Annotated in this window: 14 protein-coding genes; 13 read left to right on the forward strand and 1 reads right to left on the reverse strand. The window is 58.7% G+C overall.

What is annotated here, in order from left to right:
* Positions 1–24 precede the first annotated feature (24 nt).
* Together ABVT35_RS19495 and ABVT35_RS19500 are read left to right on the forward strand one after the other, a co-directional pair.
* Positions 25–1,182 carry a UDP-galactopyranose mutase gene (locus ABVT35_RS19495; protein WP_368468600.1) on the forward strand — a complete coding sequence of 386 codons (1,158 nt, stop codon included), beginning with the start codon at positions 25–27 and terminating at the stop codon, positions 1,180–1,182.
* Positions 1,183–1,349: 167 nt separating this feature from the next.
* Positions 1,350–9,005 (forward strand): hypothetical protein, encoded by a 7,656-nt coding sequence (locus ABVT35_RS19500; protein ID WP_368468602.1) that lies wholly within the window; start codon positions 1,350–1,352, stop codon positions 9,003–9,005.
* A 210-nt stretch (positions 9,006–9,215) separates the two neighbouring features.
* Here the strand turns inward: ABVT35_RS19500 and ABVT35_RS19505 are convergent, their stop codons facing one another.
* Positions 9,216–10,667 carry an aldehyde dehydrogenase gene (locus ABVT35_RS19505; RefSeq protein ID WP_368468603.1) on the reverse strand — a complete coding sequence of 484 codons (1,452 nt, stop codon included), beginning with the start codon at positions 10,665–10,667 and terminating at the stop codon, positions 9,216–9,218.
* Between the two features lie 182 nt (positions 10,668–10,849).
* Between ABVT35_RS19505 and ABVT35_RS19510 the strand changes: the two genes are divergently transcribed.
* The 11 genes from ABVT35_RS19510 (at position 10,850) to ABVT35_RS19560 (ending at position 23,333) form a co-directional block, all read left to right on the forward strand.
* Complete coding sequence (locus ABVT35_RS19510) at positions 10,850–11,755, forward strand: helix-turn-helix domain-containing protein (protein ID WP_368468604.1); 906 nt, start codon at positions 10,850–10,852, stop codon at positions 11,753–11,755.
* Positions 11,756–11,865: 110 nt separating this feature from the next.
* Positions 11,866–13,080, forward strand: a complete 1,215-nt coding sequence (locus ABVT35_RS19515; protein ID WP_368468606.1) for an amino acid ABC transporter substrate-binding protein — start codon at positions 11,866–11,868, stop codon at positions 13,078–13,080.
* Positions 13,081–13,146: 66 nt separating this feature from the next.
* The gene (locus ABVT35_RS19520) at positions 13,147–14,010 is read left to right on the forward strand and encodes a branched-chain amino acid ABC transporter permease (RefSeq protein ID WP_368468608.1); all 864 of its coding nucleotides are present in this window, start codon (positions 13,147–13,149) and stop codon (positions 14,008–14,010) included.
* Positions 14,007–14,933 carry a branched-chain amino acid ABC transporter permease gene (locus ABVT35_RS19525; RefSeq protein WP_368468610.1) on the forward strand — a complete coding sequence of 309 codons (927 nt, stop codon included), beginning with the start codon at positions 14,007–14,009 and terminating at the stop codon, positions 14,931–14,933. Before ABVT35_RS19520 ends, ABVT35_RS19525 begins: the two co-directional genes overlap by 4 nt.
* Complete coding sequence (locus ABVT35_RS19530) at positions 14,930–15,661, forward strand: ABC transporter ATP-binding protein (RefSeq protein ID WP_368468612.1); 732 nt, start codon at positions 14,930–14,932, stop codon at positions 15,659–15,661. The genes ABVT35_RS19525 and ABVT35_RS19530 overlap by 4 nt, the downstream gene beginning before the upstream one ends.
* The gene (locus ABVT35_RS19535) at positions 15,661–16,380 is read left to right on the forward strand and encodes an ABC transporter ATP-binding protein (protein WP_368468858.1); all 720 of its coding nucleotides are present in this window, start codon (positions 15,661–15,663) and stop codon (positions 16,378–16,380) included. The genes ABVT35_RS19530 and ABVT35_RS19535 overlap by 1 nt, the downstream gene beginning before the upstream one ends.
* 24 nt (positions 16,381–16,404) lie before the next feature.
* Entirely contained in the window at positions 16,405–17,184 is a 780-nt protein-coding gene (locus ABVT35_RS19540) for a coniferyl-alcohol dehydrogenase (RefSeq protein ID WP_368468614.1), read from the forward strand.
* Between the two features lie 143 nt (positions 17,185–17,327).
* On the forward strand, positions 17,328–18,971 hold the full coding sequence (locus ABVT35_RS19545; protein WP_368468616.1) for a sulfatase-like hydrolase/transferase: 1,644 nt from the start codon (positions 17,328–17,330) through the stop codon (positions 18,969–18,971).
* Positions 18,971–20,239: an alkyl sulfatase dimerization domain-containing protein gene (locus tag ABVT35_RS19550; protein WP_368468618.1), complete on the forward strand. Its 1,269-nt coding sequence runs from the start codon at positions 18,971–18,973 to the stop codon at positions 20,237–20,239. Before ABVT35_RS19545 ends, ABVT35_RS19550 begins: the two co-directional genes overlap by 1 nt.
* Complete coding sequence (locus ABVT35_RS19555) at positions 20,236–22,320, forward strand: TRAP transporter permease (protein ID WP_368468620.1); 2,085 nt, start codon at positions 20,236–20,238, stop codon at positions 22,318–22,320. The genes ABVT35_RS19550 and ABVT35_RS19555 overlap by 4 nt, the downstream gene beginning before the upstream one ends.
* A 32-nt stretch (positions 22,321–22,352) precedes the next feature.
* The gene (locus ABVT35_RS19560; protein ID WP_368468622.1) at positions 22,353–23,333 is read left to right on the forward strand and encodes a TAXI family TRAP transporter solute-binding subunit; all 981 of its coding nucleotides are present in this window, start codon (positions 22,353–22,355) and stop codon (positions 23,331–23,333) included.
* Positions 23,334–23,352 lie beyond the last annotated feature (19 nt).

The following is a 23,352-nucleotide window of genomic DNA, read 5'->3' on the forward strand; positions in this document are numbered from 1 at the left end:
TTCGGCCACAGGGCCTAGGTCGCAATGCCGGGGGCCAAAAAAATTGCCGCTGTAGGTGCCGGACTTTCAGGGGCGGTTATTGCGCGTGAACTCGCAGAAGCAGGACACCGGGTCGAAGTTTTTGACACCCGCAACCATATCGCCGGGAACTGCCATACGGAGCGCGATCAAGAGACCGGGGTAATGGTTCATGTGTACGGGCCGCACATTTTCCATACGGACGACCGCGAGGTTTGGGATTATGTGAACGGTTTCCAGAAATTCATGCCCTACAAGAACCGCGTCAAGACGACGATCAGCGGGCTGGTATATTCGCTGCCCATCAACCTGCACACAATCAACCAGTTTTTCGGAAAATGTTTCAGGCCAGACGAGGCACGTGCCTTTATCGACGCGCAGGCGGACAAGACAATCGAAGAGCCTCAAACTTTTGAAGAACAGGCTCTGCGCTACGTCGGGAGAGACCTCTACGAGGCTTTCCTGAAGGGCTACACCCAAAAACAGTGGGGCTGCTCACCGCGCGAATTGCCGGCCTCGATATTGAAACGGCTTCCGGTGCGTTTCAGCTATGATGACAATTATTTCTTCCATAAATATCAGGGCATGCCTGAAAACGGCTATACGGACATGATTGGCCGCATTCTTGATCATGCCCATATCACGGTAAATCTCCGAACCAGGTTTCATCGCGGCCAAAAGGACGATTTCGATCACGTCTTTTACTCCGGTCCGCTTGACGGCTATTTCGATTATGAGAAAGGCCAATTGGGCTATCGCACGCTGGACTTCGAGCGCTTTACCCATGAGGGTGACTACCAGGGCTGTGCGGTGATGAACTATGCCGATCTTTCGGTGCCTCATACGAGAGTGACCGAGCACAAGCATTTTTCGCCGTGGGAGAAACATGCAGGCTCCGTCTGCTATCTGGAATTTTCCCGATCATGCGGCCTTGAAGATATTCCCTATTATCCGATCCGGCTCGTCCGAGAAAAAGAACAGCTTGCACAATATGTTTCGCGCGCCGAGCTTGAGAAATCCGTCACATTTGTCGGCCGGTTGGGGACATATCGTTATCTCGATATGGACGTAACGATCCGGGAGGCCTTGGACACCGCCAGGCTTTACATGTCCAAATGCGCGCATGGCACCCCCATGCCCGCATTTCTGCAATCATCTATCTGATTTCGCGGGTAGCGGCGGAAGTAAATTCAGCGCTCGGACCGCCTTCGTGCAGCGCTCCGCAATCAGCTTCACACAAGCCAGGCAATGTATGGGTAAACTTATTTTTTTCGGGCGGTTGGCGGCAGAATTTATTGATTTGCGCGAATTAGGATCAAAGGCATTCGTTTATGACCTCAAGCATTTCGTCACTGAGTGTCGCGCAGATCCAGTCTCTTACAACGGCAGAAATAGCCGCTTTGACCACCGACGACGCGGCTGCGCTGTCCACAAAACAGATCAACGCGCTTTCTTCAACTCAAATTGCCGCATTGGAAACCGAGGACGTCGTCGTCTTCAGCACGCTTCAGTTGCGTGCCATATCGACCAGTGCCATCCCCGGTTTGAGCCTGGATCAACTGGCCGTTCTATCCACGGGCAGCGTTGAGAACCTTGCAACCGGACAAATCGCGGCATTCAGCTACACGCAGATCGGTGGTTTATCCACCGATCAGGCCGAGGCGCTGTCCGCCTCACAGGTTTCGAAGCTGAGCTCAAGTCAGCTTTCGGCCCTTGGCACGGACGATATTGCAACCTTTTCGACCGATGACATTGCGGCAATCAGCTCGACCGCCGTATCGGGCCTTTCGACGGCTGTCGTCGCGGCGCTTTCGACCGACCAGCTTGTTGCGCTCGGCACCAGGGCGCTCACCAAGCTGACGGCCAGCCAGATCGGCGCCCTGACCACCGATCAGGCCGATGTGCTGACGACGACGCAGGTTGCCAAGTTGAGTTCGGCGCAGGTCGCTGCGCTCAGCACCGACAATGTCGCGGTGCTTTCCACCGACCAGATCGCGGCGCTGAGCACCAAGGCGGTTTATGGTCTGACCACCACGCAGATCGGCGCCTTGTCCACCGGCCAGGCCGAGGCGCTGACCGAAGCGCAGGTGGCAAAGCTGAGTTCAAGACAGCTTTCGGCCCTTGGCACGGACGACATAGCAACCTTCTCGACCGCCGATATCGCCTCGATCAGCTCGACGGCGTCATCGGGCCTGTCGACAGATGTTGTCGCGGCCCTTTCCACCGACCAGCTTGTTGCGCTGAGCACCAGGGCGCTCACCGGGCTGACCACCAGGCAGATCGATGCCCTTACCACCGATCAGGCCGATGTGCTGACGACGACGCAGGTTGCCAAGCTGAGTTCGGCGCAGGTCGCAGCGCTCAGCACGGACAATGTCGCGGTGCTCTCGACCGATCAGATCGCGGCGCTGAGCACCAAGGCGGTCCTCGGGCTGACGGCCGCTCAGATCGGTGCCTTGTCCACCGGCCAGGCCGAGGTGCTGACCGCTTCACAGGTTGCGAAGCTGAGTTCGGCGCAGGTTGCCGGTCTTGGCACGGACGACATTGCAACCTTTTCGACTGCCGATATCGCGTCGATCAGCTCGACGGCCGTGTCGGGCCTGTCGACGGATGTTGTCGCGGCGCTTTCCACCGATCAGCTTGTTGCGCTCAGCACCAGGGCGCTCACCGGGCTGACCGCCGCTCAGATCGGCGCTCTGACCACAACCCAGGCCGATGTGCTGACGTCGGCGCAGGTTGCCAAGCTGAGTTCGGCGCAGGTTGCTGCCCTCAGCACCGATAATGTCGCAGTGCTCTCGACCGATCAGGTTGCCACCCTCAGCACCAAGGCGGTTCTCGGGCTGACCGCCGCTCAGATCGGCACCTTGTCCACCGATCAGGCCGAGGCACTGACCGCCTCGCAGGTTTCGAAGTTGAGTTCGGCGCAACTTTCGGCCCTTGGCACGGATGATATAGCGACTTTCTCGACCGATGATATTGCGGCGATCAGCTCGACGGCGGCATCGGGTCTTTCGACGGATGTGATCGCCGCCCTTTCCACCGACCAGATTGTTGCCTTGAGCACCAAGGCAATCACCGGGTTGACGGCGGCCCAGATCGCCGCCTTATCCACCGCCCAGGCCGAGGCGCTGTCCGCCTCACAGGTTTCGAAGCTGAGCTCAAGTCAGCTTTCGGCCCTTGGCACGGACGATATTGCAACCTTTTCGACCGATGACATTGCGGCAATCAGCTCGACCGCCGTATCGGGCCTTTCGACGGCTGTCGTCGCGGCGCTTTCGACCGACCAGCTTGTTGCGCTCGGCACCAGGGCGCTCACCAAGCTGACGGCCAGCCAGATCGGCGCCCTGACCACCGATCAGGCCGATGTGCTGACGACGACGCAGGTTGCCAAGTTGAGTTCGGCGCAGGTCGCTGCGCTCAGCACCGACAATGTCGCGGTGCTTTCCACCGACCAGATCGCGGCGCTGAGCACCAAGGCGGTTTATGGTCTGACCACCACGCAGATCGGCGCCTTGTCCACCGGCCAGGCCGAGGCGCTGACCGAAGCGCAGGTGGCAAAGCTGAGTTCAAGACAGCTTTCGGCCCTTGGCACGGACGACATAGCAACCTTCTCGACCGCCGATATCGCCTCGATCAGCTCGACGGCGTCATCGGGCCTGTCGACAGATGTTGTCGCGGCCCTTTCCACCGACCAGCTTGTTGCGCTGAGCACCAGGGCGCTCACCGGGCTGACCACCAGGCAGATCGATGCCCTTACCACCGATCAGGCCGATGTGCTGACGACGACGCAGGTTGCCAAGCTGAGTTCGGCGCAGGTCGCAGCGCTCAGCACGGACAATGTCGCGGTGCTCTCGACCGATCAGATCGCGGCGCTGAGCACCAAGGCGGTCCTCGGGCTGACGGCCGCTCAGATCGGTGCCTTGTCCACCGGCCAGGCCGAGGTGCTGACCGCTTCACAGGTTGCGAAGCTGAGTTCGGCGCAGGTTGCCGGTCTTGGCACGGACGACATTGCAACCTTTTCGACTGCCGATATCGCGTCGATCAGCTCGACGGCCGTGTCGGGCCTGTCGACGGATGTTGTCGCGGCGCTTTCCACCGATCAGCTTGTTGCGCTCAGCACCAGGGCGCTCACCGGGCTGACCGCCGCTCAGATCGGCGCTCTGACCACAACCCAGGCCGATGTGCTGACGTCGGCGCAGGTTGCCAAGCTGAGTTCGGCACAGGTTGCTGCCCTCAGCACCGATAATGTCGCAGTGCTCTCGACCGATCAGCTTGCCACCCTCAGCACCAAGGCGGTCAGCGGGCTGACCGCCGCTCAGATCGGCACCCTTTCCACCGATCAGGCCGAGGCACTGACCGCCTCACAGGTTTCGAAGCTGAGTTCAAGTCAGCTTTCGGCCCTTGGCACGGATGATATAGCAACTTTCTCGACCGTCGATATTGCGGCGATCAGCTCGACGGCGGCATCAGGCCTTTCGACGGATGTTGTCGCCGCCCTTTCCACCGACCAGATTGCTGCCTTGAGCACCAAGGCAATCACCGGGTTGACGGCGGCCCAGATCGCCGCCTTATCCACCGCCCAGGCCGAGGCGCTGTCCGCCGCACAGGTTTCCAAGCTGAGTTCGGTGCAGGTTACCGGCCTTGGCACGGACGATATTGCAACCTTTTCGACCGATGACATAGCGGCAATCAGCTCGACCGCCGTATCGGGCCTTTCGACGGCCGTCGTCGCGGCGCTTTCGACCGACCAGCTTGTCGCGCTCGGCACCAGGGCGCTTACCAAGCTGACGGCCAGCCAGATCGGTGCCTTGACCACCGATCAGGCCGATGTGCTGACGACGACGCAGGTCGCCAAGCTGAGTTCGGCGCAGGTCGCTGCGCTCAGCACCGACAATGTCGCGGTGCTTTCCGCCGATCAGATCGCGGCGCTCAGCACCAAGGCGGTCTATGGCCTGACCACCACGCAGATCGGCGCCTTGTCCACCGGCCAGGCCGAGGCGCTGACCGAATCGCAAATCGCCAAGCTGAGTTCGACGCAAGTCGCTGCTTTGAGCACCGACAATGTAGCAGCGTTTTCCACCGATCAGGTGCCAGCCTTGAGTACCGGTGCGATCACGGGCCTTTCCACCGACCAGATCGGCGCGCTGACGACGGCACAGGCAGAGGCCCTGTCCACCAAACAGATCGCGGCACTGAGTTCGACGCAGATTGCGGCCATGGGTGCGGACGACATATCAACCTTTTCGACCGCCGATATCGCGGCGATCAGTTCGACCGCCGTATCGGGATTGTCCACTGACACGATCGCGGCCCTTTCGACCGACCAGATGGCCGCCCTGAGCACGAAGGCCGCAGCGGGTCTTTCCACCGGCCAGATTGACGCCCTGACCACCGCTCAGGCGGAAGCCATGTCCTCCGAACTCATCGCCGCATTGAGTTCAACGCAGATCGCATCGCTGGGTACCGACGACATTGCCACCTTTTCGACCGATGATATTGCGGCCATCAGCTCTGTTGCGGTATCGGGATTGTCCACAGACACAATAGCCTCCCTTTCCACCGATCAGATTGCTGCCCTCAGCACGAAAGCCGCCACAGGCCTTTCGACTGATCAGATCGACGCTCTGACCACAACCCAGGCCGAAGCCCTGTCTTCTGCGCAGATCGCGGTCCTGAACTCAACCCAGGCGGCGGCATTGACCGCCGACGATGTCCAGACATTCTCGACCGATGATATCGCAGCGATCAGCTCGGCTGCCGTTTCGAGCCTTTCCACCGATGTTATTGCGGTCCTTTCCACAGACCAGATTGCTGCCCTGAGCACCAAGACTACAACCAGTCTTTCCACCGACCAGATCGACGCCCTTTCCACCGACCAGGTCGCCGTTCTGTCTACCGATCAAATTGCCGCTTTGAGTTCGGCGCAAGTGTCTGCTCTCAGCACCGGTGACATAGCGACCTTCTCAACCGGTCAGATTGCCGCCCTGAGTTCGCAGGCGGTTACGGGTTTGAACGCCGATCAGATCGATACCCTTTCCACCGATCAGGTGTCAGTCCTGTCCAGTGACCAGTTTGCAGCTTTGGGTTCAGCGCAAATCTCCGCTTTCAACACCGCCAATGTCGCCGCGTTCTCGACCGCGCTGATCGCTGCGTTGAGCACCGACGGAATTACCGGCCTGAGCACATCTCAGATCAACACGATGAGTACAGATCAGGTCGAGGCCCTGTCGACCAAGCAGGTGGCTGTGCTCAGCTCGAAACAGGCCTCGGCTCTTGGCACGGATGACATCGGTGTCTTTTCCACCAATGACATCGCGGCCATCAGTTCGGAAGCGATACCGGGTCTTTCCACGGATGTTATAGCGGCGCTTTCTACGGATGAAATCACCGCTTTGAGCACAGGCGGCATCACGGGCCTGAGCACAATCCAGATTAATACGATGAGCACTGATCAGGTCGAGGCCCTGTCGACCAAGCAGGTGGCTGTTCTAAGCTCGAAACAGGCCTCGGCTCTCGGCACGGATGACATCGGTACTTTCTCGACGAACGATATCTCGGCAATCAGCTCGGATGCGATATCGGGCCTTTCCACGGATGTTATCGCGGCCCTTTCAACCGTGAATATCGGAGCTCTAAGCACCAATGGCGTTGCAGGCCTGAGCACCAAACAGGTCGATACTTTGAGTACTGATCAAGTGGTGGCCCTGTCGACGAAACAGGTCAGTGTGCTCAGCTCCAAACAGGTCGCAGCGCTGGATACGGCGGATATCGGAGCCTTGTCGACCGACCATATTGCCGCCCTGAACACCGATGGCGTCGCAGGGCTTTCCACCGATCAGATCGTTGCGCTGAGCACGGATCAGGTCGAGGCCTTGTCGACCAAGCAAGTAGGCGCTCTCAGCTCCAAACAGGTTGCCGCACTCGGTACGGACGACATAGCGGCCTTCTCGACCAATGACATCGCCGCGATCGGCTCGGATGCGGTATCGGGTCTTTCCACCGATGTTATCGCAGCGCTTTCGACCGATGAAATTGCCGCTTTGAGCACCGGCGGCGTTGCGGGTCTCAGCACAGCCCAGATCGGTACGTTGAGTACCGATCAGGTTGGAGCCCTGTCCCTGGACCAGGTTGGTGCCCTTGGCTCCAAACAGGTTGCTGCGCTTGGAACGGACGATGTGGGGATCTTGTCGACAGGTCAGATCGCGGCGTTAAGCACTGATGGAATCAAAGGCCTTTCGACGGACCAGGTGGGTGGCTTGAGCACAAGCCAGGTTGAAGCCTTGTCGACCGGTCAGATTGCCGCGTTGAGCTCGACGCAGGCTTCTGTGCTGGGTACTGACGATATTGCGATCTTGTCCACTGCACAGATAGCCGCTTTGAGCACGGCGGGCATAAAGGGGCTGAGTACCGATCAGATCGATATTTTAAGCGAGGACCAGGCTGAAGCTCTGACTTCTGATCAGGTGGCGGTGCTGAGCGCAACGCAAATCGCCGCGCTCGGTACGGATGATCTTGAGACCTTCTCAACCGACGATATCGCGGCGATCAGCTCAAGCGCCGTTTCGGGATTGTCCACAGACACCCTGTCCGCGTTCTCCACCGATCAGATTGCCGCCTTCAGCTCGGATGGCATATCCGGCCTTTCCACCGACCAGGTGAATACTTTGAATACAGATCAGGTCGAGGCCCTGTCGACCGATCAGATTGCTGCCTTGAGTTCGAACCAGATAGCCGCCCTTGGAACGGACGATCTTGAAACCTTTTCGACCGGCGATATCGCGGCGATCAGCTCGAGCGCCGTATCAGGATTGTCTACTGACAGCATTGCAGCATTTTCCACCGATCAGATTGCCGCGCTAAGCACCGATGGAATTGCAGGCCTTTCCACCGATCAGGTCAACGCGCTGACCATCGATCAGGCTGAAGCCCTTTCCACCGGTCAGATTGCCGCGTTGAGTTCCACGCAGGCTGCCGCGCTGGGCACAGATGACATCGCGGCCTTTTCCACGGATCATATCGCCGCCTTTAGCACGAATGGAATTGCCGGCCTGAGCAGCAGTCAGGTTGACGCCATGAGCACCGAGCAGGTTGAGGCCTTGACCACCGGCCAGATTGCCGCCTTGAGCTCGGGCGGGCTCGCGGGCCTGACGACAGATGACCTGGAGACATTCTCGACCGACGATATCGCGGCGATCAGCTCGGCCGGTATGTCGGGATTGTCCACGGACATTGTCGCGGCGCTCTCCACCGAGAAGATCGCAGCCCTGGGCACGGGCGGCATCTCGGGTCTGAGCAGCGATCAGGTTGGTGCCTTTAGCACCGGGCAGATCGACACATTGACGACCGACCAGATTGCCGCCTTGAGCTCGGGTGGGCTCGCGGGTCTGACGACGGACGATCTCGATACGTTTTCAACCGACGAACTCACGGCGATCAACTCGGGTGCCATATCGGGACTATCCACGGATGTTATCGCGGCCTTTACCACCGACGAAATTGCCGTTTTGACAACCAGTCAGGTGGCCTCGCTGAGCTATAGCCAGATAACGGCCATGAGCACTGACCAGATTGCAGCAATGTCGACATCGCAGGCGAGCGCCCTTAACGCATTGCATATCGCCGCGCTGGGCACGGACGATGTCGCGCAGCTTTCCACTGATCATATTGTCGCTTTGAGCACCAATGCCGTGGTGGGATTGAGCACTGCGGCGATCGTGTCCCTGACGACGGATCAGGCCGAGGCACTGACCTCGGCCCAGGTTAACGCACTGACGTCAGCACAGGTTGATGCTTTGACTGCGGAGGACCTCGCGACCTTCTCGACCGAAGACATTGCGTCGTTCAGCTCCGCCGGCATAGCGGGACTGTCAACCGAGGACATCTCGAACCTTTCAAGCGAACAAATAGGTGCTTTGGTGAGCGCCCAGATGGGGGCCCTGGATTCCGATCAGATTGCGGCGGTCATTGAGGCCTATCAGGCATTCTGACGCCCGCGCAACTACCTACTCTGATCCTTGCCGGCCTTGACCGTGCTGCCGCGCGGCGGCCGGGCTTGATCCGGGGCGCGCCGATCCTTCCCCGGATAACTGAGGCGAACGTGGCTCGGCCACGCCCAAACAGATTCTCTGAAATCCATTCCGATCAGATTTCGACACCAAAGCAGGTCGGTGTCGCGTCGTTTGTATTACGCCACAAGATTATATCGGGTAGTGCAGATCGCCGTCCTGTATGGTGATCCACCTCAGTTCGGTGAATTCGTTTATGCCGGCCTGTCCACCAAAGCGGCCGTAGCCGGATGCCTTCATGCCGCCGAAGGGCATTTGCGCTTCGTCGTGCACGGTGGGGCCGTTGATGTGGCAGATGCCGGATTCAATCCGCTTGGCGATCGCCATGGCATGGTTCACATCCGTGCTGAATACGGCTGCCGACAAGCCGTATTCCGTATCGTTGGCAATGCGGACGGCCTCGTCGTCACTACCGGCGCGGATGATGCTGACGACCGGGCCGAAGCTCTCTTCCGAATAGATGCGCATGGCCGGTGTCACCCTGTCGAGAACCGTAGCTTCCATGATCGTATCATTCGCGCTGCCGCCGGCGATCAGCTCGGCGCCTTTGTCGGTGGCGTCATTAACAAGTCCTATCAGACGTTCGGCGGCACTGCGGTCGACGATTGAGCCGAGCGGCGTGTTGCCCTTTCGCGGATCCCCGGCCTTCATCGTCTTGACCTTCGCGGCAAAGGCCGAGCTGAATTTATCAGCGATGGCGTCATGGACGACGAGCCGCTCGGTCGACATGCAGATCTGGCCCTGATTCATGAATGCGCCGAATGCTGCGGCGGCAACGGCCGCGTCTATGTCGGCATCTTCCAGTATGACCATCGGCGCCTTGCCGCCGAGTTCCAGCAGCGCCGGTTTCAGGTGGCGGCCGGCGGTTTCAGCGATGATGCGGCCCACACGGGTCGAGCCGGTGAAATTGACGCGGCGCACGGCCGGATGGGCGATGACCGCTTCCACAATCGCGGCAGCATCTTCGGGCGCATTGGAGATCAGGTTGAGGGCCCCTTTGGGCACGCCCCCTTCAAGCAGCGCCTCGACAATGAGCCTGTGGGTGCGCGGGCACAGCTCTGACGATTTCATGACTACGGTGTTCGCGCATGCCAATGGCATTGCGAGCGAGCGGACGCCGAGAATGACCGGTGCGTTCCACGGCGCCATGGAAAATATGACGCCGGCAGGCTGGCGGACCGCCATCGCCATGCTGCCGGGCCGGTTTGAAGGGATGATTTCGCCGGTAATCTGGGTGGTCATCGAGGCCGCTTCCAGCAGCATATCGGCGGCAAGGCCGACGTTGAAGCGCGCCCATATCTCGGTTGCGCCGACTTCCTCGGCCATGGCACTGACGAAGTCATCGGCACGGGCCTTGAGCGCGTCACTGGCTGCTATCAGTATCTTGCGGCGTTCACCGGGTGAGGTGGTCGACCATTGCGGGAACAGGCTGGCTGCATTATCGACCGCCCGCAGCGCATCCTCGACACTCGCCGCGGCCGCCCGCGTGGCTACTTCACCGGAAATCGGATTGGCCCGCTCGAATGTTTTTTCACCTGCGGCATCCAAGTCTTCGCCGCCGATGAGCAAAGTTGCAGTTTCCATGATTTGTCATTCCTCCCGACCATGCCCGTTTTGCTGTGTGTGGCATTTGGTGCTCACCGCTTTTGCAAAGGATAGGTCGGGCAATAAATTCGTGAATAGACAATTTGGAAACAAAATTGCACTTTTGCCGGAATGAAGACCTATTTGGAATGCAATCGGGGCTGCAGTGTAACGGTGTGACTATGACGATGGAAAATTCGAACCAGCAGGAACTTGTCAGGAAGCAGGCCTATCGGGCGCCGCATGAGGGATTTGAAACGCGCCGGATTCCAAGTTCACTTACGCAAACGGAGTTCGTTTTGAGGGGTGGGCGATTTCATTTGTTTCTGCTGGAGAGCGGCTCGGCATCACTGGTGGCGGAGGACGGTGAACACCGGCTTGCGCCGCCGGCGATCTGCTGGTTGCCCGATGGTACTGCACGCACGGTGAAGATTGCCGCCGGCTCGGTGGGCATTTTGAGCAGCATATCGAATGCTACGCTTGGGCGGTCGATCCCACAGGACGTAATGGGAAACCAGATCCGCCAGATCATCGGCCTGCGTCAACATCTGCAAAAGGTGGAACCGGAATCGTTCAAAACCATGCTGCATCATGCCCACCTAGCCGAAAGGGAACTGAATGCAAACGCTCCCGGCATAGAAACCGTGCTGCAAAATTCCGTATCGATCATGCTCGTCGAACTCTGGCGCCTGTCCGGTGCAGAGATGATCCGGCCGCTGCCGCTGCCACGCAATCTGGTGCATAATTTCATGTCGTTGCTCGATGTTCACTTGCGTGATCACTGGAGCGTTGCAGACTATGCCGATCACATGGGCATTTCACGCGACCGGCTGACATCGGTGTTGCGCCGTGCCACCGGAGAGGCGCCGTTGGCGCTGATACACCGCAAGATGATTGCCGAAGCGAAAATCCTCCTGGTTTCTTCCAGTCAGCAGGTTGCGGAGGTTGCATTCACGCTTGGATTCAATGATCCGGCCTATTTCAACCGGTTCTTCCAGCGCCATGTCGGTACGACACCTGCCCGTTTCCGCCGTGAAAAGGGCAGACCTGAACGCGACGAGGATGAATCCTACGCTGCCTGGCCATAGAGCGCCGTCAAATGTGCAATTTTTTCCGTAAAATGTCTATTCAGGCTGAGCGGCGTCCCATCTTATCGTTTCCGGACCACGAAAAATGAAGTCGATACCGGGAGGAAAACATGGATCGTCGTACAGTTGTGAAGGGGTTCGGCAAGGGTATCATTGCCGCAAGCATTGCCGGCTTTATGGCCACAGCCGCAGTTGCCGCCGAACCGCTCAAAATAGGTGTCGTTTCCCACAAGACCGGTCCGCTCGCTGGCGGAGAGGCGGTCACACACACGCCCAACATCGAAATGTGGGTAAAACAGGTCAATGATCGCGGCGGTCTGAAGGTCGACGGTGAACAAAGGCCAATCGAACTCATCGAATATGATGATAAGACCGATCCGGGCGAGCACATCAAGGCTGTCCAGCGCCTGGCGACGCAGGACGAGGTCGATTTCATGCTGTCGCCTTATGGCACCGGATTCAATATTGCGGCGGCGCCGATCTACGCCAAATACGGTTATCCACTCATTGCCGTCAGCGCGATCACCGACAAGATTCCTGATCTTGCGAAGCGGTTTCCGAACATGTTCTTCACGCTTGGCAGCACCACCGGCTTTGTAGAAGGTGTCAGGGACACGCTGGTCACCATGCGCGATGCCGGAACCATCGGCAACAAGATCGCCATGGTCAACGTTGCCGATGCATTCGGTATCGAGCTGGCGGATGTGGCGCGGCCCATGCTGACAGATGCCGGCTTCGAAATCGTCTATGACAAATCCTATCCGCTCGGCACGCCGGACCTGTCGCCGGTCGTCAAGGGCGCCAAGGCCTCAGAACCCGACGCCTTTGTCGCGTGGTCCTATCCGCCGGATACGTTTGCACTGACAGAACAGGCGATCATCGAGGATTTTGACGTCAACGCCTATTATACCGCTGTGGCGACTGCTTTCCCGGCCTTTGCCGGCAAATTCGGCACAAAGATCGAAGGCAACCTGGGCGCAGGCGGCGTTAATCCTGATACGCCGGCCATGCAGGACTACCGCAAGGCACACAAGGAGATCACCGGCAAAGATGCCGACTTCTGGGCCTCCGCCACCTATTACGCCAGCCTGCAGGTGCTCGAGCAGGCGATCGAAGGTGTCGGCAAAGTCGATCGCGAAGCCGTTGTCGATTACATCAAGAACAACAGCTTCGACACCGTGATCGGCACGATCAGCTTCGACGACAACAACAATTCGGAACGCTACTGGTCGGTCGGGCAATGGCGCGATGGCGTATTCCGGGCGGTTGCCGATACCGGCATGGACGACTCCGTCGAAGCGGTTGCCAAAGAAGGCTGGAACTGACCGTTCCCCAAATGCAGTCATCCGGCTCAAACGGGCCGGGTGGCTTTGCCAATCAGGTGAATTAATATGGATATCATCCTGTCCGGCCTCCTGCTGGGTGGAACCTACGCGCTGATGGCCATGGGGCTCAACCTGCAATACGGTGTGGCGCGGATCATGAATCTTGCCAATGGCGAGATGCTGGTTCTCGGGGGGCTTGCGGCCTTCTGGGTCTTCACAACCGCAGCAATCAGTCCGCTGCTGACCGTCCTTGTCGTCGCTCCGCTGGCCTTTGCCGGCAACTGGCTGATTTACAGGTTCCTGCTGCTGCCGCTGGTGAGGCGCAGCAAGAACCAGGGTCAGTTGGAGGTCGACTCCATTCTTGCCACGTTCGGCATGAGCTTTGCGCTTGTAGGCGTCATGGTGTCTATCCACGGTGAATATTTTACCTATTCCTACCTGGCGGATCCCTTCTCGCTTCTCGGCAGCACGGTTGCGCTGAACCGTCTGGTTGCTTTTCTTGCAGCCACCGCAATTGGCGCAGCGCTGTATTTCTGGCTAAACCGTACCTATGCCGGAACGGCTGTGCGTGCGGTTTCAGTCAGCACTGAAGCGGCGGGTCTGGTGGGCATCAATGTCGACCGGGTTTCGGCGCTGGCATTCGCGCTCGGCGGCACCGTCACGGCGGTCGGCGGCACCCTGATTTCAACGTTCATTACTCTGGATGCTTCAATCGGCGTCATATTCACCATGAAGGCATTGATTATCATCATCATGGGCGGCGTCGGCGATATTCGTGGCGCCATCATCGCAGCGCTGATCCTCGGCCTTGTCGAAACGGCGGTCGCCACGACCATCGATCCCGGCCTGACGCTGGCGGCAGCCTATGTCATCTTTCTGGCGGTGCTGCTGTTCCGCCCGCAGGGGCTTTTCGGGAGGCGGGCATCGTGAAACCGGCAGAAACTGGAATGCTTGTTGCCGGGATCACCGGTGCGCTGGCAGCAGCGGCGATACCGTATGTTGCGGATGGTTACTGGCTGTCGATTGCAACAACCGCAATGATGTATATTGCGCTGTCGACAAGCTGGGCGTTGTTTTCCGGACCAACTCATCTGATCGCCCTGTCGACCGGCGCCTTTTTCGGGATCGGCGGTTATCTGGTCGGAACAGGCATGAGCGATTATGACCTGAGCTTCTGGACCATGGCCGCGATAGCGCCGCTGGTGTCTGCCGCGCTGGCGCTGTTGATCGGTCTGGCGACGCTGCGCCTGTCGGGCGTCTATTTCGTCATCTTCACGCTCGGCCTCGCGGAAATGATCCGCAACCTGGTGTCATGGGTACAGAACAACTTTCTCGGGTCGCGCGGCCTCTACGTTCTGACGGACTTTACCGAGGCGGACATCTACTGGATGCTGCTTTCAGTGGCCGTCGTCGTGTTCCTGGCCGGCTGGCAAATCAACAGGTCACGGCTCGGTTTTGCGTTGCGCATCATCGGCAATGATGAGGATGTCGCCAAGCATGTAGGCATCAATACGGCCTGGTCCAAGGTGGTCCTTTTTACCACGACAGGTTTCTTCGCAGCCATTGTCGGAGCCATCGTTGCTCCGCGGTACTCCTACATCGAACCCAATGTCGTCTTTTCTCCGCAGCTCAGTTTTCTGGTTGTCATCATGGCCCTGCTGGGCGGCGTTCACCGTCTTTGGGGGCCGTTGGTCGGCGTCATTCCGTTCACGCTCATCTGGGAGGGCATCACCATTTCCTTTCCCAACTCCACGACCATGTTTCTGGGGCTCACGTTCCTGCTGATCGTATACTTTCTACCCAACGGGTTCGTTGGCCTGTTTGAGACCGTGTCCGGGAGGTTTCGCAAATGATCCCCGGCGATACTATCCTTGAGGTCTCCAATCTGACCAAGCGATTTGGCGGTCTCATAGCGGTCAATGATCTATCCTTTTCCGTTCGCGAACATGAAGTTATGGGCATTATCGGACCGAACGGATCAGGCAAATCAACAACGATGAACCTGATTTCGGGGGCGTTGCCGGCGTCCGGCGGAACGGTCGTGCTGGAAGGTCGCAACCTGACGGCGCTGCCGGCCTACAAGATTGCCCGCTTCGGCGTTGCGCGCACCTTTCAGTTGGTACGCATCCTTCCGAAACTGTCGGTTATCGACAATGTGGTTGCGGGCGCCGCTTTCGCCCACCGGCCGCGCTGGGGCGATGACGCGGAACGCTTTGCCGCCGATCTGCTCGACCGGCTGGATCTCGGCGAAAAGAAAAACCTCGGCATCGGTTCGCTCACTTACATAGATCAGAAACGGCTGGAGCTTGCCCGGGCGCTTGCCTCCGAACCGGAAGTTCTTCTCCTCGACGAATGGCTGGCGGGCTTAAATCCGAGTGAATTGCAGATCGGGATCGACCTGATATCCAGCCTGCGTAATGAAGGGCGGACCATTATTCTTGTCGAGCATGTGATGGATGCGATCCGTTCGCTGTGCGACCGCTGCGTGGTAATGAACTCGGGCAGAAAGATTGCCGAGGGGACGCCGGCGGAGGTGCTCTCGGACGCTGAAGTCATACGCGCCTATCTGGGGGACGGATGATGCTGAGCGTGACCGACATTTCCGTTTCCTACGGTCTCCATCGCGCCCTGGCGGGTGTTTCACTCAATGTGTCGCCGGGTGAAATCGTCGTCATTCTGGGTGCCAACGGTGCAGGCAAAAGTTCACTTTTGCGCGCTGTTTCCGGCATCTGCGAAGGCAGGGTCGAGGGACGGGTTGAGCTCAGTGGCAAGGATCTGTTGTCCAGAAAGTCCGATGAAATCGTCGAGGCCGGCGTGGCGTTCGTACCCGAGCGCCGCGGTATTTTTGGCGATCTCACCGTGTGGGAGAACCTGATGCTCGGGGCCTATTCCGAGCGGGGCCGCCGCGGCAAGGAAAAGAACCTCGATCAGGTGCTGACGCTGTTTCCGAAACTCGTCGAGCGAAAGAAGCAGATTGCGCGCACAATGTCCGGCGGCGAACAGCAGATGGTGGCGATCGGCCGGGCGATGATGGCCAATCCGGAAATCCTGATGCTCGATGAGCCGTCACTCGGCCTTTCGCCGATCCTGTGCACCGAACTGTTCGGCAATCTGTCTCATATCCGCGAATCCGGCATGGGCGTTTTGCTTGTTGAACAAAATGCCAAACAGAGCCTTGCCATCGCGGACCGGGGTTACCTGATCGAAAACGGTGAGATCACCGGCGAGAATTCGGCCGAAGCGCTGCTGCATGACCCCGCGGTACAGGCGGCTTATCTGGGCGGTGCCGCGCATAAGTGAACGCAATAGCTGGAGGATGAAACCATGAATGATGGACAGACGATCATCGTAACGGGGGTTGCCTCCGGCATTGGTGCGCGAACCGTCGAAGTGCTGAAAAGCCAGGGCGCGAAAGTCATAGGCGTGGACCGCAACGAAACCGACAATTGCGATACGTTTTTCCAGGCCGATCTTTCCGACCCGGCATCGATATCCGATCTGGTGGCGAAACTGCCTGCCGGCGCGGATGGCCTTGCCAACGTTGCCGGCCTGCCGCCGACCGCCCCGGCCGAACAGGTAATAAAGGTCAATATTCTTGGTTTGCGCGAATTTACCTATGCACTTGTGCCCAGGCTTGCCGCCGGCGCCTCAATTGTGAACCTGGCGTCGCTTGCCGGATTTGGCTGGCCGGATGCTGTTGATCAGGCCAAGGCTACGCTGGAACTGACCTTGGATGGCGACATTGCGGGCTTTTGCAGGGAACATGATCTCGATGCGCCCGGTGGCCGCTCCTATTTTCTGTCCAAGGAAGCGCTGATCATCTGGACGATGCAAAACCGCTGGACATGGCGCGACCGCGGCATCCGCATGAATTCGATCAGCCCGGGGCCGGTGGATACGCCGATACTTCCGGATTTTATCGAAACGCTTGGAGAGCGCGCGGAAGAGGACATGCGGGTTATGGACCGTCCGGGCACGCCTGAGGATATTGCGCCGGTTGCGGCCTTCCTGCTTTCACGGTCCTCGGCCTGGATCCGTGGTGTGAACATTCCCGCCGATGGCGGGATGTCATCGCACATTCTGTGTGGCATGCACGAACTGTAATCCGTGCATTGCAAAGAGCCCAATGTAAATTGTGCCACCTGGTGGCACAAATTCGAATTTGGCTTAGGTGAAAAGCCTCTCTGTGGCACAGTCGGTCCGGGAGGAATTTAAATGCTCAAATCCGCATGCGCACCGGGGCTGCGATGAACATCCTGTTCATCATGTATGACCAGCTGCGCCATGACTATCTCAGTTGTGCCGGGCACCCGCATCTGCATACGCCCAATTTTGACCGGGTGGCGGCGATGGGCGTGCGGTTCACAAATGCCTATGTGCAGTCGCCGATCTGCGGTGCCTCCCGCATGAGTTTTTACACCGGGCGTTACGTATCCTCGCACGGAGCGCAATGGAACGGATTTCCGCTTCGCGTGGGTGAGCAGACCCTTGGGGACCATCTGCGGCGCGAGGGCATGGATTGCTGGCTTATCGGAAAAACCCACATGAACGCCGATGCTGAGGGCATGGCGCGCCTCGGACTGAGCCCCGACAGCATCATCGGCGCGCGCCAGGCCGAATGCGGCTTCGACACATGGATCCGCGACGATGGACTATGGGGGGAGGGGCCGGATGGCTTTTATGACGAGAAGCGCTCTCCCTACAATGAGTATCTCAAGTCCAAGGGCTATCCGTCGGAAAATCCCTGGGCCGATTTTGCCAATGCCGGAGTGGACGAGGATGGCAATACAGCCTCGGGATGGATGTTTGCCAATGCCGACAAACCAGCCAATATTCGCGAAGAGGACAGCGAAACTCCCTGGTTGACGCAAAAGACGATCGAATTCATCGAGCAGACCGAGGCCCCCTGGTGTGCCCATGTGAGTTACATCAAGCCGCACTGGCCCTATATCGTTCCGGCGCCCTATCACAATATGTTTGGATCCAACAACGTGCCGCAGGCCTTGCGTCATGACGTCGAGCGCGACAATCCCCACCCGGTATTCGGCGCCTATATGGACAGCAAGATCTCGCAGGCTTTTCAGCGCGAGGATGTGCGCCAGAAGGTAATCCCCGCCTATATGGGCCTGATCAAGCAATGCGATGACCAGCTGGGCGTGCTGCTGGATTATCTTGAAGAATCCGGACGCATGGACGACACGATGATCGTCCTGACCTCGGACCACGGCGATTATCTCGGCGATCACTGGATGGGCGAGAAGGATCTGTTCCACGAGTCGAGCGTCAAGATCCCGCTCATCGTCTACGATCCGCGCTCACGGGCCGACACGACACGCGGCAAGACTTGCGACGCACTGGTGGAATCAGTCGACCTGGCGGCCACATTTATCGAGGCTGCGGGTGGCGAGGTGCCAGGTCACATCATCGAAGGCCGTTCACTACAGCCGTGGCTCGATGGTGAAACGCCGCCGTGGCGCGCGTTCGCTGTCAGCGAATACGATTACTCCGCGACACAACAATGTGTGAAGCTGGGCCTGGAGCCGCGTGACGCGCGGCTGTTTATGGTTTTCGACGGTCGCTACAAGCTGATGCATGCGGAGGGCGGCTTCCGTCCCATGCTTTTCGATCTGCAGAATGATCCTGACGAGTTTTACGACCTTGCCAAGGACAATGCCCACCAGGCCGAGGTCGACCGGCTATACGGTCACCTGGCAACATGGGGCCGGCGGCTTGCACAGCGTGTGACATGCTCCGATGACGATATCAGGACCATGCGCGGGCGTTCCGCCCGCAAGGGCATCCTGCCGTTTCTCTATGACGGATCGGAGGTGGATGAAGAACTGACCGTCAAATACCGTTCCCGGGTGACGCGAAAATACGGGAGCGAATGATGCCGAACGCAGCTCTAGTTGAACATAACGCCAGTCAGTTCACCAAGTCAGTGGTCGAACTGGACACGGGCATCTGGGGCGCCGTGGGTTTCGCCGCTTCCAACGTATATATGGTCGAAGGTTCGGCAAGCGTCACCATCATCGACACCACCGAAAGCACAAAAGCGGCTGAGAACATACTGGCAGAGTTCCGCAAGCTTACCGACAAGCCGGTAGGGCGGATCATCTATACCCACAGCCACAGGGACCACATTTCGGGTGCCGTCGTTTTTGCATCGGACAGGAACATTCCTGTTCTGGCGAGTGCATCCTTCAGTTCCGATCTCGTGGGCGTGGATGAGCGGGTGATTGCTCCCAACAAAGCCCTCGGCCGGCGTACTCAGGCGCAATTCGGTATCGGGCTCAGCCCGCAGGAGCGGATTTCTCTGGGTTGTGGACCCGGCGACCGACCCATGGAAGGGATGGGTGCAGGTCACCTGGCGCCGACCGAGCGCATATCCTCCGACCGCGATATCGATCTGGACGGTGTTGCGGCACGGCTGATCATGGCTCCGGGAGAAACCGCCGATCACATGGTTGTCTGGCTGCCGGCGCAGAAGGTGCTGTTTTCGGGCGACAACTGGTATCATGCGTTCCCCAATCTCTATGCCATCCGCGGCACGCCCTATCGCGATTTCGCGACATGGGCAGACAGTCTTGCGTTGCTTGCAGGGCTTGGTGCTGAAGTACTCGCCCCGGGTCATACAATGCCGGTGCGCGGTGCGGAAAATGTTCAAGAGGTGCTGACAACGACCCGGTCGGCGATCATGCATGTGATCCGTTCCACCGTTGACGGAATGGACCGTGGTCTGTCGTTGGATGATATCGCGGCTTCGATTGCGCTTCCCGCGGAATTGGCCGACAAACCCTGGCTGCGTGAGTTCTATGGCAAGATCGAATGGTCCGCGCGGGCATTCGCGGCCGGCACGCTCGGCTGGTATGGCGGCAATCCGACCCATCTTGGAACATTGTCCACCAGAGAGCGGGCCGCTCATATAGCGCGTCTTGCAGGCGGTACCGCAGAATTGCTGAAGGCGGCCGAGACGACTGGCGATCTGCAGTGGCGGCTCGAATTGTGTGACCACCTGATTGCTCTCGGGGAGCCCGCGCAGGATCTCAAGGCGACAACGATGGCAGAGCTTGCCGAGGCAGAAGTCAACGCAACCGCGCGCAACACCTATCTGTGGGAAGCAAAGCGATTGCGTGGCGGCGCGGAGGGAAGTGGATGACGGCGCCGAAAACCGCGGAAATCAGAATTGCGAACCTCATTGCCTTCCTGTTCGTGTTTGTCATCCTGATTTACGCGGCCTCAGGGCCGCTGACGGAATTCGTGCGCTGGTTTATCGAGACCACCACCGCCAATTTCGAAGAAATGTCGCGACGGGAGCAGCGTGTGCTTTTGAAAGAGCACTGGCTTGGCTCCACCTATAAGAGCTTTGAACGGGCGTTTTTGTTACCCACGGGCCTTATTCTCGGTCTACCTATCCTCTTCGCCTTTGCAATTTCATTTCTGTCCTTGCAGATGCGTTGGCGGTGGTTGAACTGGGTGCTCGCGGCGCTGGCGGTCGCAACCTTCATGGCATGGGTGCTGAAGCTGTTTGCGGTCGACGGCGGTGCGCTGCCCTCGGCGCAACCCGTCGATTTCATCCTGTTTCCAATTGCCACCGTGCTGACGCTCTATCTGACCTGGCGGCAATTCGGCACATTCATCGTCGGCTTCTGCCTGTTCTGGATCATCTATTTTTTCATACGCGGCCTGTTGCCGGAATGGACGGGTATCTTTGCGGGATCAGAAAGCAGTTTTTCTCAGTCGATGCGGTCGATGGTGCTTAATTTCTGGGCACAGACGGGCGGCATGTTCGGCCAGCCGCTGCAGGTCGTCTCCGGCAACGTCCTTATATTCATCGTGTTCGGCGCGGTATTGATGGCATCGGGCGCCGGCAATCTTCTGATGAAGATCGCCAATTTGCTGACCGGGCGTTTTACCGGTGGTGCGGCGCATGCCGCCGTGGCCTCATCAGCCCTCTTCGGTACGCTCAGCGGTGCAGCCATTTCGAATGTGGTCTCAACCGGTGTCATGACGATACCGGTCATCAAGAAATCGGGATTCAGACCGGCCTTTGCGGCTGCGGTCGAAGCCGCCGCCTCAACGGGCGGTCAGGTCATGCCGCCGGTGATGGGTGTTGTTGCGTTCTTCGTTGCCGGCCAGATCGGTCTCGAATACCGCTACATCGTGGTGGCGGCGATCGTGCCGGCTGCGTTCTTCTACCTTGGCATTTTCCTGACGGTGTTTTTCGAGGCCCGCCGGCAGGGCGTCGGTCCGCTGCCATCTGAAAACAGGCAGGGTCTTACAAGACGTGAAATGGTGCAGTGCCTGGTGTTCATATTGCCGCTTGGCGTGCTCAGCTACTTTCTTTTTGCGCAACCGTCCGTTCCGAAGGCCGGGTTCTACGGGTTTGTGACCGCGATCGTCTGTTCACTTGTCTTGTTCCCCGAGTTCCGGGCGTGGCGCAAGGTCTACACTTCCTTCGTGAGTGCCGGTCACATGTCCGCATCGATTGTTGTGATCGTAACCGCAATCGGTCTGATCGTCGGTCTGATCCAGGTTTCCGGCTTTTCCGGACGCCTGTCGCTGCTGCTGGCGCAGCTGGCATCGGGGCCGTTGTTCGGAACGCTTGTCGTCGTGGCACTCGGCGCTATCGTTCTTGGAATGGGCCTTCCGCCCGGCGCGACCTACTTCATCATTGTGATTGCACTGAGTTCCGGTATCGATGCGGTGGGCATTGCGCCGCTTACGCTGCACCTTTTCGTTGTCTTTTTTGCCGTTATTTCGACCGTTACGCCTCCTGTGGCGCTGGCGGCCTTTGCCGCAGCACCGATTGCGCAGGCAGATCCGGTGAAAACCGGCTTTCAGGCGGCACGCTTGTCCCTGGCCGGTTTTATCATCCCCTTTGTCTTCGTTTACCACCCCGCGGTGCTCTACAAATTACAGGTCCTGTTTGAATGGTTCGGCGGTGAATTGCCGACATCAAAGGCGATGATTGACATATCCAGTGTCGGCTGGACCGAGCTCGGCTGGATTGTCCTGGCCTTCGCGCTTTCGATGTGGCTGCTGACTTCCGCGCTTGCCGGTTACGAGAAGAACCGTCTGCGGGGGCTCGAGCGGATTGCCCGCGGGCTGGCCGGCATTGCAATCCTGATTCCCAATACTTCCATCGCCGGTCCGGCATTTGTCGCGTCGGCAATGCTCATCGTCGGGCATCGATTCCTGAAAGGAGAACCATCACCGGTCGACACGATGTCTGCATAAACAAGAAAACTACAATCCAGGGAGGATACTTCATGCGTGAATTGAAAACCGCCGCCGTTGCGGCACTGATCTTTGCGTCTCCTGCTCTTGCAGAAGACCAGACCCTCAAAATGGCAACCATTGCTCCAAGCCTCGGGCAGGCCATAACCATGGCAACCTTTGCCAATGTTGTTTCCGACAATCTAGACGATGTTTCCGTTGAGGTGTCCGGTGGTGGCGCGGCAACGCTCCACCAGATGGAGGTCGGCCGCGGCAATCTCGATATGGCAATGACAAGCCCGGTGATCTACAACCTGATGTCCGCCGGCAAGGCCATGTACAAGAAAGAGCCCGAAGCGCCGGAACTGGCTAAAAATGTCGACCTGTTGATGTGGTTTCCCTATGGCGCATATCACTTCGCCGTTCGCGCCGACAGCGATATCCAGACGCTTGACGACATCGAGGGCACATCGGTGTTCCTCGGACCCCAGGGCGGTGGCGCCTACAATGCCGCCAAAGGCTGGGTCGAGGCGACCACGGGACTGGTTGCCGGTGAGGATTACGAAGCTATCAAGGCAAACTGGCAAACCGGATATCAGGCATTTCTGGACGGCAAAATAGATGTTTACGTCAATGGTTGCCTCGACCCGTGCGGCCAGTTCATCCAGTTCACCGAAACCGAGGATCTGCGCTTTATCGGGCCGGAAAGCGATGAGGGAGAAGCCGTCGACAAATGGCTGGGCAAATGGCGCTATCGCGCCGATGTCGCCGATGGCATGTATGGCGGTCAGAAGAACGAGACGCCAGTCGGGTCGTTCGATACCGCTGTCGGCATCAGCGTTCGCGCGGACCTGGACGAAGAGACGGTCTATAAGGTCACCAAGGCCTTCTGGGAAAACATCGAGCAAGTGACATCCGAGGCTCCGTGGGCAAAGGCCCTGAATATAGAGTTCGCGGCTTCAAAGCGCGGGCTGATGGAACTCCATCCGGGTGCTGCCCGCTACTATCGTGAGGCCGGTGTTCTCAAGGAATAACGCCTTCGTCCGGGGGCGG

Source organism: Hoeflea sp. TYP-13, from assembly GCF_040932035.1.
Taxonomy (GTDB): Bacteria; Pseudomonadota; Alphaproteobacteria; order Rhizobiales; family Rhizobiaceae; genus Hoeflea_A.

What these genes read in the sequence shown, in the direction of transcription:
- ABVT35_RS19520 (WP_368468608.1), top strand. Translation starts at nt 13,147, where the DNA reads ATGGATATCATCCTGTCCGGCCTCCTGCTGGGTGGAACCTACGCGCTG.
- ABVT35_RS19515 (WP_368468606.1), top strand. Translation starts at nt 11,866, where the DNA reads ATGGATCGTCGTACAGTTGTGAAGGGGTTCGGCAAGGGTATCATTGCC.
- ABVT35_RS19550 (WP_368468618.1), top strand. Translation starts at nt 18,971, where the DNA reads ATGCCGAACGCAGCTCTAGTTGAACATAACGCCAGTCAGTTCACCAAG.
- ABVT35_RS19540 (WP_368468614.1), top strand. Translation starts at nt 16,405, where the DNA reads ATGAATGATGGACAGACGATCATCGTAACGGGGGTTGCCTCCGGCATT.
- ABVT35_RS19530 (WP_368468612.1), top strand. Translation starts at nt 14,930, where the DNA reads ATGATCCCCGGCGATACTATCCTTGAGGTCTCCAATCTGACCAAGCGA.
- ABVT35_RS19505 (WP_368468603.1), bottom strand. Translation starts at nt 10,667, where the DNA reads ATGGAAACTGCAACTTTGCTCATCGGCGGCGAAGACTTGGATGCCGCA.
- ABVT35_RS19560 (WP_368468622.1), top strand. Translation starts at nt 22,353, where the DNA reads ATGCGTGAATTGAAAACCGCCGCCGTTGCGGCACTGATCTTTGCGTCT.
- ABVT35_RS19495 (WP_368468600.1), top strand. Translation starts at nt 25, where the DNA reads ATGCCGGGGGCCAAAAAAATTGCCGCTGTAGGTGCCGGACTTTCAGGG.
- ABVT35_RS19535 (WP_368468858.1), top strand. Translation starts at nt 15,661, where the DNA reads ATGCTGAGCGTGACCGACATTTCCGTTTCCTACGGTCTCCATCGCGCC.
- ABVT35_RS19500 (WP_368468602.1), top strand. Translation starts at nt 1,350, where the DNA reads ATGACCTCAAGCATTTCGTCACTGAGTGTCGCGCAGATCCAGTCTCTT.
- ABVT35_RS19555 (WP_368468620.1), top strand. Translation starts at nt 20,236, where the DNA reads ATGACGGCGCCGAAAACCGCGGAAATCAGAATTGCGAACCTCATTGCC.
- ABVT35_RS19545 (WP_368468616.1), top strand. Translation starts at nt 17,328, where the DNA reads ATGAACATCCTGTTCATCATGTATGACCAGCTGCGCCATGACTATCTC.
- ABVT35_RS19510 (WP_368468604.1), top strand. Translation starts at nt 10,850, where the DNA reads ATGACGATGGAAAATTCGAACCAGCAGGAACTTGTCAGGAAGCAGGCC.